Below are 13,906 nucleotides of genomic sequence, written 5' to 3' on the forward strand. Positions count from 1 at the left end.
TCTTAATTCTTCGTTGCACTTCGAATTAATAAACACTCGAACTGACATTGGTTCTCGATACATCCCGACTAAAGGGTCGGGACACTCGAACTGACGTAGAGGTTTTTTGATTTGCTATTGTAATCGGTAGTTGTTTATATAAAAGCGTTCTGTATAATTGCTTATACAGAACGCTTTAGGCTACGTTACTTGTGTTTTGACTTTAGTATACTATAATTTTCTTTACCCATTGTTTGGCTCCAGATTCTATTCTTATAAAATAGATACCGTTAGTTTGGTTTTGAAAATCAACAGTGATCTCATTCAATGTATTTAAGTTATTATTAGTTTGTACCGATTTGCCATTAAGGTCGTAAACGCTTAGCGTTGCTACCTCAGCTTGTGATGCTATGCTAGACATCTTCACTTGTCGTGTTGCTTTGTTATACGTCGTTGTGAAGGTATTCGCCATAACGTCTTCTGTGCTTAAGGCATAGGTGCAGGCATTGAATACATCGTATATGTTTTCGCCAGATGTATTAACTGTAATTAATCTGTTGGCACCTGTTACTGAAGGGCATGAAGCCTCTGGTCCTGGTGTTTCCTCATTACCCCAACCTGCAGCACTTAAGTATTTATATTCAAATTCTATGGGATAGTTTGCTGGTGTTGGAAAACGTAAGGTGCCGCTATGGATATCTCCGTTAGCATTTGGGAAGTTTAAGACTTCTGGATTCCAATCCGTAAACCAACCCGCCATATGGACATTGCCTGTAGGAATGGTGCCTTCGCTTGCCATATCGACATTAAAGGTGACTTCGAACCCTGTACCAGAAGGGTTACATCCATTAAACGGTACTGTTTCTAAAATAAGCGGCATACCCGAATTATTGATATATAAAAAGCGATCTCCGTTTGAAGGAGCACAAGGGTAACTTGCCGCTTCTTCGGTGCCCCAAGCATTTCCATTTAAGAACTTATACCGATGCCAACCTTCGTTTAATTGTATGGTTGCCGAATAAATACCTGTAGCTCCTTCTTGCGTTAACATTGTGGCATCTGTAGACCACCCATTAATAGTACCCACCACATGAACGCCATCTGCACCGACGGTCTCTGCGGACATGTCTACTTTAAGCGTGACATCTACTTGAGCATTTGCTTGAAACGCTACTAGCATAAGTAGCATCATTAGTTTCTTAATGTCATTTTTCTTCATAATAAAAACGTGTTTTAATTAATAAATTAGTGTTTGCATTGCATGGGGCAAGATGTTGTTTCTGATTTCAGAATCCCCAACCATTACTTTATAATCAATAGGCTCGTCGGTTGTATTCATTACGACTGTAACAATTTGTCCGTCTGGATTTTGAAAGGTTGTACTTTCTATAGTACTTCTGCTGGTCGTTGTACTTATACGCTTTGCTTTTGGCTTGATGAATTTTGAAAAGTGACCGATATAATAATAGGTTGGTGTATAAATTAGTTCATTGTTTTGCGTGTCTGCATGAATCGGAGCAAAGCAAAAGTTTTGCACATGGTTAGGTCCACCTTTTTCATTTAATAGGATGTTCCAGTCGGTCCAACCCACTGTGCCACTATTAAAATCATTAATCATAGAATTGCCGTAACGCTCTGCGTTAGACCAACGTTGGTATTGCGTAGGATCGAATTTTTCTTGACAGCCTTCTGTGAATAATAAATTCATGTCTGGAAACGATTCTTTAATATTTTTTAAGTTATCGTATTTAGGCTCTCCACCTGCCCAGGTTTCATACCAATGGAATCCAATTCCCCATGCGTATTTCATAGCCTCTTCGTCTTCGAAAATGGTATTGGCTCTATGTGATATAAGATCTCTGTTATGATCCCAAACCACAATGTTCTTATCTGCCATTCCATTCTTTTCGAATGTTGGGCCTAAGTTATTCTTTAGAAAATCGCGTTCTTCTTCGGCAGTGTAAATGCACGATTCCCAGCGCTGTACGGCCATTGGTTCGTTTTGGATAGTGACACCCCAAACCGGTATGCCTTCCGCTTCATAAGCCTCAATAAATTTTACAAAATAGTCCGCCCAAGTTTGGTAATATTCTGGTAATAATTTACCACCTTGTAGCATGTGATTATTGGTTTTCATGAAAGCTGGTGGGCTCCAAGGGCTCGCGTAGAATACCAAATCGTCTTTAATAAGTGCTTGCGCACGTTTAATTAAAGGGATGCGCTTTTCTCTATCCTTTTCAATTGTAAAGGTTTTTAGTTCCTTATCCCCTTCTTCGATATAGGTATGACTACCTAAGCCAAAATCACTACTGTGAATGCTGGTTCTAATGATGTTATAGTTAATTCCTTCCTCTGAGAAATACGCCTTTAAAAATTCCTCTTGCTTATCATTGCTCAGTTGAGAAAACACCTCTGCAGAAGCATCTGTAATAGCGCCACCGATGCCTAAAAACTCTTGAAATTGTTTTTCAGGATTCACAAAAATAGCGACTTCCGTTTCTAAAGGTTGCTGTGCCTCAGTAAAGGTTTTTGGGGCTTCCGACGAGAGTCTTTTGTCTGTTCCTTCTGCTGTGGTGTATACTTCAACAGTTTTACCTAAGACCTTTGTTTTTGCTTTGGTCTTAGTCTCAACAGCATCCATTTTAATTTCGGTATTCTTTTCTTTCTGTTTACACGCTGTGAACGTTGCGACGAGGACTAGGGTATATAAACACTTTTTAATCATTTCTTAATTTTTTAATTACCAAACAAAAGTGGCTACGGCACCTGCTGGCATGGTTACGGTTATAGGGTTATCTGCGGCGTTAATATTTAGAGCATTTTGTACATCGGAGTTGTTTAAAACGATGACAACGATTTTACCATCTGGTGTTTTATAGGCTACATTAGGGAACTCAGAGGCGGTATTAGATTCAATTCTTACAGCGCCTGCAGGTACAAATTTTGAGGCATGGCCCATAATGTAGTAGCCTACGTTTCTTTGTACTGAATTGCCATCAATTGTTATAGCACCTAAACATTCTGTACAGCCACCATCGGTGTGTGGATTGTTGTTTGGATCTGCGGCTAAATTCCATTGCAATACGTTTTTGCTCCAATTTCTTGGTGCTCCGACCAATAGTTCTCTAACATGCCATTTTAGATCTGCTTCATAATTTCCTGGTGCTTGAATCCATTGTTCTGTGAAATACACATTTTTGTCTGGATGTGCATTATGCACTAGCGACATATTATCAATTTGCCCTGCATACAAGTGAAAAGCAGAACCATCTATATAATTTTTTGCTGTGGCATCATTTAATATTGAAATAGGGTATTCTGGATGATCTAAATTATGATCGAAAAGAATAATCTTTGTTGCTATATTCTCTGTTTGAAAAGTAGGCCCTAAATGGTCGCGGATAAATGTTTTTTGTTGCTCTGCACTCATTACCATACTTGGGTTGTTATATGGATTTTCTGGCTCATTTTGTATGGTGATGGCATCGATAATGATGCCTTGTGCTGCCATTGCTTCGATATACTTTACAAAATAATTGGCATAGGTATCGTAATACTGTGGTAATAACTCTCCTCCGATAGTAGAGTTATTCGACTTCATCCAAGTTGGTGCTGACCAAGGAGAACCCAGTATTTTGATGTTAGGGTTAATCTCTAGGATTTCTTGTAATACAGGAATCAGATTCGCCATATCAGGATTTATGGAGAAGTTATCTAGATTGACATCGGTTTGTCCGTTTGGTAAATCATTATAGCTAAAGGTTGTCGCATCTAAATCGGATGCCCCAATACTGATTCTTAAATAACTGAGTCCAATACTTGTGTCACTTGATCCGAAAAGCTCTTGTAATAGGTCTGCTCTTGAAGATGATGACATGTTATTCATTAACGTGGCACTACCACCGGTTAATGTATATCCAAAACCATCCATTTCTTGATAGCTTGTATTTTCTGAAACATTAATTGTAAAATTAGTGTTTGTCGCTAATGGGAATATACCGCTAGTTGTTGGAGTTAAAAGATTAGCTTCATCTGGTGTGGTGAGGTAAAAGTCAACATTAACTTCACCCACTACAGGTGGTGCATATGTTTTTGTGTCTTCTTTGTCACAGGCTTGAAGCGCTATTATTACCGCAAGTGTTAAATAAAATTTCAATGTATGTCTATTTTTAAAATTCATGAGTTCGATGTGTTTTATTGTTGCGCAAATTCGTAAGTCCCAGATTGGTAATCGTCCTCTAGAATTATGGTTACGGTATAAGATCCATCGCTATTGATGTTTACTAAGTTTGATCCTCCTCCGTTGATTAGGTTACCTGTTGACTCTGTAGGACTGTCGCTTCCCATATCAAAATCCCAAGGACTGATAAATTTACTTTCTGAGCCCGCTATAAGATCTGCGGTTATGGTAAAGGTGTTTGGATGACTGTATGTCATTGGTAATTCTACTCTATCATCCCAATTCTGCCAATGGAATAATTTAAAGTTATAATAGCTCCAGTTGAGTTCTGGCGTGCTAAAGTTTATACTAAAACGTATGGCTCTATCGGATACCAATGTAAAGGTATTGTTGTTTTCAACTAAGGTTAGAGCATCTGATACCAAATCACCATCAGGTATAAGGCTATCACCCAATAGGCCGTTAACTGAATAAGCGACTCCACTCCCATCAGATGCGCTATTTAACGTATAACTATTACTGGCTTGCATAGGAATAAATCTATCGGTACTAAATACATCGCCGTTTAATGCTAACTCTTGGATCATTGTCCCATTCTCGAACAGGAATAATTGAGCTGGAGTTTCAATCGGTGCTACGACGGTATCATCCATTTCAAAAGCGTAATTGTAATTTTCAGCCGATAAATCTAAGGTTACGATATATAGTCCGGTTTGATTATTTGGAATGTCTTCAACAGTTACTCCTTGATTGCCCGCATCGCTTTCCAAAACCAAAGAATTTGGTGTGCCTACAACGCGCTTTAATAAATACCCCCAATCCCCATTCGCTCTAAAGACAAATCCGCCTGTTTCTATGAGATTGATAGACGCTTGCCAAATTCCATTCCCTTTGTAATCTAGAGGTTCGTCTCCGCCCCAACCCCCATTGATTGGGGTGCCTACCATACTCCAAAAGTCAATTTGAAGTAACTGGTATGTGTTGTTATCTAAATTCACAGCTATTCTGTATACGCCAGAGTTCTCTGCAACAATGGCGTCTCCAAAAGGCTCTATGCTACCGTCGCTACCACCAAACTGCAACGCAGGCAGAGAGCGCTCACTATAAAACATATAGGTTTCACCAGCCACTAAACTGGTATAGACCTCATAATTATTAGATAAAGCACCATTACTATCTGTTAGTCTTTTTAAGGCTATGGCTTGAGATAAATCGTTACTGTTTTCTGTTGCAGTACCTGAGATGTATAATGTTTGTGGCAAGGCTTCTGTTTCAAAACGCGTCACCTTTAATTCTGAGGTTGCCATACTCGTTTTACTTAAACTTATTGCTTTAATTGCAAATGTGATCTCTGCTTCTTGGTTCGCAGGGAAGCCTGCAAAGGCCAATGCCTCATCCATATCTGCATAACTTACAGATAATGCTGTTGCTGTACCGTTATTATAAGATTCTGAAGCAAATATCGGTGCTGAAAAATCAGTTGCATTAGAAGGTTTTATGAGTACTTCATAAGTTACGGCATAGCCTGCAGAGGACTCTGCTGGGTCCCAATTAAAGGTTATGGTTTCATTGGGTGTATCTTCATCTAAGATAATCGTTTGGTCTGCTGTAGGAGCTAATATGATTGCTTCACTTAGGTCCCACTGTCCTTCTGGTTGTAAGTTATCTTCCTTTTCGCACGCTGTAAACGCAAGCGCGAATATGAGGATGCCTGTTTTTAACAATAGTCTTTTCATTTTCATAGTTTCTAAATGTTATAGTGGGTTTTGAACTAATGCTGGGTTTCTATCCAATTCTTGTTGTGGTATTGGCAGTAACTTTTTAGCCTCCGTCATATTATAATCTACGGTGTTCCCTGTTCTTAAATCGACTTCTACGAGTGCGTTCATTGTTGCGACTAAAGCATTATTTCTAGCCAAATCGTCCCAACGTTGTCCTTCTTGAAATAACTCTAAGCGACGTTCTTTTAATATGGATTGACGTAATACTTGTTGCGAACTGCTTTGCGCATTGGTGAGGTCTGGCAATTGTACTCTAGTTCTTATTTTGTTGACTTCATTTATAGCAGCCTGTAGTTGGTTGGTCTCATTTAAGGCTTCGGCCTTAAGTAATACGATATCACCATATCTTATGAGGTACGTATTGTCGGCACTAGCGAAACCACTTGCATTTTTCCATTTGTAACTAAAAGGAATTGTTGCCCCTTGGGTGTTTTCCCAAAACTCATCGACCCATTGCACCGACTCGAATAGGACACTAGCATTTTTTCTTACGGTATCTCCTTCAGCATCAAAGGCATTAATCAAGTCGACAGATGGTGTTACAAATTTCCTCCACGAGTCACCACTTACAGACGGTGGTAACAGTAGTTGTGGTCCGTAATTTCCTTCGTTACCTCCAAGGTACTGCACCTCAATTATCGACTCTGCATTGTTGTAATTATTACCATTAAATAGTTGGTCGTAAGGAATCAGGGTATAATTGGCACTACTACTTTCAACAGCTTCGATATGTGCTAATACGGCGTCATAATCTGGAGATGGTTGTTGTGCATAGGCTTTTGCTGCCAATGCATGCGCGGCACCAGCAGTTGCTCTTGCTTTGTTAACACTTGCATCATTACCATAAACGTCTGGTAATAACGTTGCGGCTAACTCTAAATCTGTTGTGATTTGCGCATAAACTGCTTCTATAGATGCTCTTGGGATATTTACGCTTGCAGCTTCTGTAGATGTTATGGTGTTGGTAATTAATGGTACACCTCCCCAAAGTTTAACTAAAGTAAAATAGTGGTATGATCTTAAAAAGATGGCTTCCCCTTTAATTTGGTTTCTGCGTTCTTCTGTAAGTAAGGGGTCATTGATCCCATCGACACGTTCTATAACTAAGTTGGCTTTTGAAATGGCGTTGTAGAGGTTAGACCAGTGCGTAAATAATCTAGAATGTGTTGGTGCAATATCGATATAATCGTATTGGAATATTTCTGGGTTATCACCACCTGCATAACAGTTGTCTGAACGTACATCTTGTAATAATACATTATCCCAAACATAATACTCTGACGATTGAAAGGACTCGTAAGCACCCACCAATGCCGCTTCTATTTGGCTTGCAGTGTCATAAGCATTACTACTCGTTTCCTCTGAAATTGGTTGCAGGTCTAAATAATCCTCACAACCCATAGTTGCAGATAGAAGTAATCCTATTATTGCTGTTTTAAATATTTTCATGGTTTATGTTTATTTAATTATTTTATGATCCCTTAAAAAGTTGCGTTGATTCCGAAAATCACATTCCTTGTTTGCGGATAGGTTCCGAAATCAATACCCTGAACCGTGTTACTTCCACCGAAGGCATTTACTTCAGGATCAAAGCCTGAATAGTCTGTTATGGTAAACATATTTTCGCCAGTGCCATAAATCTTTAATGCTGTTATTCCTAGCTTATCAACTATAGTTTGAGGTAAATCATAGCTTAAGGTTATCGTTTTGAATCTTAAATAGGATGCGTCTTCGATAAAGCGTGTTGAAACTCTAGAGTTATCACTATTTCCGAAACTTGCTCTAGGTATATCTGTTATATCTCCCGGTTGTCTCCAGCGATTTAATACTGCTATAGATTGATTTTTAGGATCTATCATTCCTTCCGTGTCAATACGTGTTACGTTTAACATATCATTACCCTGAGACCCTTGAAGGAATACAAATAGTCCAAAGCCTTTATAATTTAAATTACTAGTAATTCCATAAAAGAAATCTGGATTAGCATCTCCGATAATCGTACGGTCATCAGCACTTGGTGTAAAGGTTGAATTCCCGTCTTTATCTATATAATAGGCATCTCCTGTTGTAGGATCTACACCTCCAAAAATATAGCCATATAAGGACCCTAGAGGCTCCCCTTCTCTAACTAAGCTGGCTTCACCTCTACCACCTGTTATACCACCTTGCAAGAGTTCTTGACCCACCAAACTAATTACTTCGTTGCGGTTGAATGAGATATTAAATCCTGTTTTCCATGATAAACTTTCAGTTTGGATGTTCACTGTATTTAAAGCGAATTCAATTCCTTTATTTTGGATTTCACCAATATTTCTAATGGCATTATCGAAACCTGTTGCGGTTGGTAAAGGAGCATTTAGCAGTAAATCGTTAGTCTTTTTGATGTAAGCATCCGCCGTAAGATTCACTCTGTTATCGAACATGGTAAGGTCGAAACCAATATTAGTTTGTTCAGACTCTTCCCATTTTAATTCAAGATTTTCAATCGATGCTGGGTATGTACCAGGTTGCGCAGCTCCACCAAAAGGATAATTAGCACCAGATCCTACACGTCCTAAATAACTGTAAGCATTAATATTGTCGTTACCTACAATTCCCCAGCCTGCCCTAATTTTAAGATCATTTATAAAGCTACCTTCTTTCATGAAATTTTCGTTAGACACTCTCCAACCCACAGAGAAGGATGGAAAATAACCCCATCTTTGATTTGGACCGAATACACTAGAACCATCTGCTCTAAAGTTGGCAGTTAGTAAGTATTTGTCATCAAAACTATAATTCACTCTACTTAAAAAAGAGGCATTGGCTCTTTCTGATTTCCATGCTGAGGCATCAAATAGTTCCGATCCACCATTTGGTGTTGTTACCGATGCACTAGCAAAATTTCTTGTTTGTATAGAACTGTTTTCATAACTGAATTTTTGCGCCACAGAACCAACTAAAGCCTCAACAGCGTGCTTGTTAAATCGTTTATTAAAACTTAAGGTGTTTTCTACAATATAGTAGGACTTTTTATCTGTATTGTTGATGCCTTGCCCTCCTATTGCGACACCATAACCCGTTCTAAATGGGTCTAGAAAAGAATCAAAAACACCATGGCTGTTGTCGATACCATAATTGAATCTGTATTTGAAATTTTCTAGAAACTTGGCTTCTAAATAGATGTTTCCTAAAAAGCGTTCGTTATTATACTCTCTATCTAAGCCATCTGTACTTGCTAATGGGTTTTCCCAGTTTTGAAACGGGTTACTTGTAAACATGCCATTATCATTGTATACTCCAATTATGGATGGTGTGGTTAATGCACCTAAAAGCACACCACCTTGATTGACGCTATTATTATCATTGACATCTACATCTTTGTATGAGGTATAAGCTATTCTAGTTCCGATTTTTAACCAATCATTGATGTCTTGATCAAAATTGATTTTAAAATTACTTCGGGCTATTTCTGAACTTCTTACAGCACCTTCTTGTGACAAATGCCCTGCAGATACAAAATAGTTAGTCCCTTCCGTTTTACCAGACACTGAGGCTTGGTAGTTTTGTGAGAATCCATTTTGGAAAATTTCATCTTGCCAGTCGGTACGTTCTGTATAGCTGTCCCAATCGGTAGTTAGGCCCATTTCGGTCATTAAATCTCTATACTGATCACCATTTAAAACTGGTAGGGTATTCCAAACTTGAGAGACACCAGTATAGACGTCTAAGCTTACTTTTGGTTTTGCTGTGGTCCCTCTTTTAGTGGTGATTAAAACAACACCATTAGCACCTTGTGCACCATAAATTGCAGCAGACGAGGCATCTTTAAGGACTGTTATGGTATCGATATCGCTTGGATTAATAGCTCTGGTATCTGTTGTTGGAACACCATCAACCACATATAATGGTTCGCTACTGGCATTAATTGAATTGGTTCCTCTAATACGTACACTAAATCCGCCCGACGGTTTTCCGGAACCTGATATGACTTGTACACCTGCCGTTTGCCCTTGTAATAAGGAACCGACTTGCGTATTTGGTCGTGATTCAAAAGCCTCACTATTTATAGTGGATACAGATCCTGTGATATCTTTTTTTAGTTGTGATCCGTAACCGACAAGTACGACTTCGTCTAAAAGACTTGCATCTTCTTGTAATTGTACATCGATTACTGATTGACCGTTGACTAGAATCTCTTGGGTTTTAAATCCGAGATAACTAAACACCAATATGGAGTTGTCGTTAATACCTTCCGAAAAGGCATACTTACCGTCAAAGTCTGTACTGACTCCTATTGTGGTTCCTTTAATAATAACAGAAACACCTGGTAAAGGCATGATTCCGTTTTCGGTTACGGTTCCAATAACTTTAGATTGTGCCATACTTTTATTAGCACACCATAAAGACATTAAAATTGCTGTGATGAAAACTATTTTTTTATAGATCATTTGAATGTAGAGATATTAGTTGATATACATAATTAATAAGCGATAGCAAATTACTACGATATGTCTGTACGACCAATAGCTAAATTCTAAATAGTGGATTTTTGAAACGCGTAATTATTTACAAACATCTGTTTAATAGGTGTTTGTGAATGTTTTTGAATGCGGAATAAGTGGATTTTTAAGGCGGATATTCTAGCTTGTACTGCTAAATCAACAATAAAGGGGTTAGGTTTTTATTAAAAAGCGCTATTTATTAGACTGATTTTATCATCTCTTCAAAATTTTCTTTATCAATTGCTGATTTATTAATCGCTGCTCGATAATTATAAATGGTATTTACAGAGTATCGTAAGATTTTTGCAATTCTAGAACTGTTGTTAATACCTAATTTTATTAAGGCCAGAATTCTTAACTCTGTATTGAGTTCACTTTGGTTTTTGAGGTCTATTTGATGTTCTGGTTTAAGCAGTTGATTAATGTCGTTTAAGAAATTAGGATAGATATGTAAAAATGAACTATCAAAGTTGCGGTTAAAAATCTCGAGTTCTTCGTCTATAAACTGTTTTGACTTTGACAGTTTTAAAAGCGCCGTCATTTGATTGGCGTTTACATATTTGCGAACCAGCTTTCTGTATACATCTAGTTTGTCTATATATTCGGAATACAGATTTAAAAAACTGCCAATGTAATGTTCTTTTACTTTGTCGACTTCGGACAGTTCAGAATATAAACGCTTTAAATCTTCGTTAGAGGTGTTTAGTTTTTCATTGAATACTTTCAGTTGTTCGTTTGCTGTTTTTAAATTATTTCTTGCAATAGATACTTTTTTTACCTGTTTAAAAATAAGGTAGACAGCCACTAATAAAAAAGTCGCTAAGATGCTTATAAAGATTAATGACTTCTGAAGTTTGTTTTTCTGTTTGGTACTTTTTTGCTCATAGGCCTTCGTTATTAAAGGCATGTTATTAGCGATATCTACAAAGCGTAATTGCGAATTGTAAAACTCGGCATCATCGTATGAAAAATTGATGTATTGATGGGCTCTATCGATATCACCCTCTATAAATAAGAGTTTGGCTAAGGTTCCCATAGAGGCATTATCCTTTACAGCAGCCTGAATATCTGAAATAGCAGAAAGCATGAGATATTCTTTTTGCTTTGTGATTTGGTTATTTAATTGGTACAACAAAGAGCGTTCAAAAGTAACAAGTGAAAAGCCTCTCGATCCCATCTCTACCATTTTTAAGCGCTGTGAATTCACAGTAAAAGCGCTATCTAAGTTACGGCTGTCTCTATGTTCTTTTTCTTTTATTCGTAAGGCTTCTTCTGTATTTGGTTGTATTCTGGCATATAATGAATCTTTGTAAGACGTGTATAATTGGGAATAATTAGATTGGCTTCGTTTTACAGCGGTATTGTATGCTAACCCAGAGTAGCCTTCTTCATAGGCAATAAAGTAATCATTAATTAAGGATTCTGGGAGGGCGTTTCTGTCTATTTCGCTTAGAGCGTCAATAGATTCTTTAAATCGACCAGTATTTACTAAAAGTAATCCCATTTTTAAGATGGCTTCATTGACTAATAGATCATCATTTAGTGTTTCTGCTAACTCTATGTTTTTTTCAATATGTTGTAGGGCGTCGTTAAAGCTGTAAAATTGATACTCTTGAAAAATGGTGTTTGTTATATCGTATTGCTGTTTAAGATCTTTAGTATTATGTCTTTGGGCAAGGTAGTTTTTGATGCGTTCTTCTTTTTCAAGCTCATAGACATTATGATTGCTCATCTTCGTTTCGAGTACTTTAGTCAGCGAATCTAAATTTTGAGACCACAGGCTATGTTGCAAAAGCAAGACTGCTATGAAGCCAAAAATGAACTTTAAGGTATGCATTTTGGAAGATTAATTTTTATAGTAGGGTTAATTGTGCCTCTAAAATTAGAATAAAAAAAGTACCTAACGAGAAATTTTGGTGGATTTTGGTTGTTCATGAATTTATTAAATCAATTCTAAAAATAAAAAGCAGTCTTACCTTTTATTATTTCTCCTTGACCAAAAGTCATACAATAGTCATATTTTAGAAGGTTCTCAATACATCCCGACGAAAAGGTTGGGACATTCGAACTGACGTTAGGGGTTTTGACGTGTTGTTGTGGGAATGGTTGGAACACGCGAACTGACGGTTGGTGTTCCGTTTGATTACGTCTTCAACAAAGTAAAATAAAACGTCGTGCCACTACCCTCTTGGCTTTCTAACCAGATATTACCTTTGTAGTAAGTAATAATTTTTTTTACGATAGAGAGTCCGATACCAGATGAGGAACTGGTGCTTTCTAATTTGGTAAAGACTTTGAATATTCTCTCGAAATACTCCGGTTTAATGCCCACTCCGTTGTCTTTGACGAAAAACTCGTAATGGTCGCTGTTTTCTGTAAAACCGACTTCAATAAGGCTGTTGTCTTTATCGCTATAATTAATAGCGTTTTGAATAAGGTTTTGAAACACCTGCTTAAAGCGCCAAGGATTCCCCAAAATGCTTGGTAGGTTGTCTTGTATGGTTATACTGATGTGATTTGGTACGAGAAGGGTTTGTATAACCTCATGGACGAGTGTATTAAAATTGACCTGTTTGTCTTCTGATTCTAATTTATCGATGGTGGAATAATCTAAAATACCTTTGATGAGAAAATCCATTTTCTCGACGTTAAACAACACTTGATGCAGTGGTATAAGATCGGTTTCGCTTAAGGTGTCTTTATGATCATCCATAAACCAGCCCACTAAGGTGTGAATATTAATGAGTGGTGCTTTTAAATCGTGCGACACCACATGGGCATACTCGTTGAGTTCTTCATTTTGAAGTGATAAACTTTGCAGCAGCTCTTCTTTTTTCTTTTTCTGGGCTTTGATGCGTTCTTCGTTTTCTTTTCTCTGAATGACGTTAACCAGCATATTAGCAAAAACAAAGAGGATGTCTTTCTCGTTTTCGGTGTACTTGTTTATTTTTTTAACGGCATCGAAACCTATAAAGCCAATTAATTCGTTGTTTTTAATTTTTGGAATGGTGATTAAACTCTTAATGCCTTGTGGTTCTAAAACGGCACGAAGGCCCATTTCACCATCTTCTGGTAGTTGACTAACATCTTCTACGTAAAAGGCTTCACCGTTTTTATGGGCGTTTATCCATTGTGTAATATAATCTACAGGAATGTTTTGCAGGTTTTGTATTTCGGGTTCTATGCCTTTAGCGCACCATTCGTAGGTATTGGAAGTGGTATTGTTTACAAAATCGTAATTAAAAATATAACTGCGATCGCACTCTACAAACTCCCCTATTTGTTGTAATGATTCTCGGATGAGTTTATCGATATCAGATAAGTCTGAATTGATATAGGTTGTAGACACACTAATTAATAAGTCTTGAAACCGCAGCTGTCTTTCTATGATTTTATCTTTTTCTAATTGTTTAAAATCGTGTTCTGAATTCTGCTGGCTTTCTTTTTTCATGGGACAAGGCGTAATTTAAGGTGGTGTATCA

8 protein-coding genes are annotated in these 13,906 nt (G+C 37.6%); all 8 read right to left on the minus strand.

What is annotated here, in order from left to right; all coding sequences use genetic code 11:
- Positions 1–202 precede the first annotated feature (202 nt).
- The 8 genes from BLT80_RS10670 to BLT80_RS10705 all read right to left on the minus strand — a co-directional run bounded on the left by BLT80_RS10670 (position 203) and on the right by BLT80_RS10705 (position 13,875).
- Positions 203–1,198 carry a T9SS type A sorting domain-containing protein gene (locus BLT80_RS10670; protein WP_092467756.1) on the minus strand — a complete coding sequence of 332 codons (996 nt, stop codon included), beginning with the start codon at positions 1,196–1,198 and terminating at the stop codon, positions 203–205.
- Positions 1,199–1,216: 18 nt separating this feature from the next.
- Positions 1,217–2,704, minus strand: coding sequence for a glycoside hydrolase family 30 protein (locus BLT80_RS10675; protein WP_092467758.1), 1,488 nt, complete (start codon positions 2,702–2,704; stop codon positions 1,217–1,219).
- A gap of 15 nt (positions 2,705–2,719) precedes the next feature.
- Positions 2,720–4,159, minus strand: a complete 1,440-nt coding sequence (locus tag BLT80_RS10680) for a glycoside hydrolase family 30 protein (protein WP_092467760.1) — start codon at positions 4,157–4,159, stop codon at positions 2,720–2,722.
- Between the two features lie 14 nt (positions 4,160–4,173).
- Complete coding sequence (locus BLT80_RS10685; RefSeq protein ID WP_175455590.1) at positions 4,174–5,895, minus strand: SusE domain-containing protein; 1,722 nt, start codon at positions 5,893–5,895, stop codon at positions 4,174–4,176.
- An 18-nt stretch (positions 5,896–5,913) separates the two neighbouring features.
- The gene (locus BLT80_RS10690; RefSeq protein ID WP_092467764.1) at positions 5,914–7,389 is read right to left on the minus strand and encodes a RagB/SusD family nutrient uptake outer membrane protein; all 1,476 of its coding nucleotides are present in this window, start codon (positions 7,387–7,389) and stop codon (positions 5,914–5,916) included.
- A 32-nt stretch (positions 7,390–7,421) separates the two neighbouring features.
- The gene (locus BLT80_RS10695; RefSeq protein ID WP_245710221.1) at positions 7,422–10,304 is read right to left on the minus strand and encodes a SusC/RagA family TonB-linked outer membrane protein; all 2,883 of its coding nucleotides are present in this window, start codon (positions 10,302–10,304) and stop codon (positions 7,422–7,424) included.
- A gap of 319 nt (positions 10,305–10,623) precedes the next feature.
- Complete coding sequence (locus BLT80_RS10700) at positions 10,624–12,156, minus strand: DUF6377 domain-containing protein (protein WP_092467768.1); 1,533 nt, start codon at positions 12,154–12,156, stop codon at positions 10,624–10,626.
- Between the two features lie 411 nt (positions 12,157–12,567).
- Complete coding sequence (locus tag BLT80_RS10705; protein ID WP_092467770.1) at positions 12,568–13,875, minus strand: sensor histidine kinase; 1,308 nt, start codon at positions 13,873–13,875, stop codon at positions 12,568–12,570.
- Positions 13,876–13,906 lie beyond the last annotated feature (31 nt).

The organism is Winogradskyella thalassocola, assembly GCF_900099995.1.
Lineage (GTDB): Bacteria > Bacteroidota > Bacteroidia > Flavobacteriales > Flavobacteriaceae > Winogradskyella > Winogradskyella thalassocola.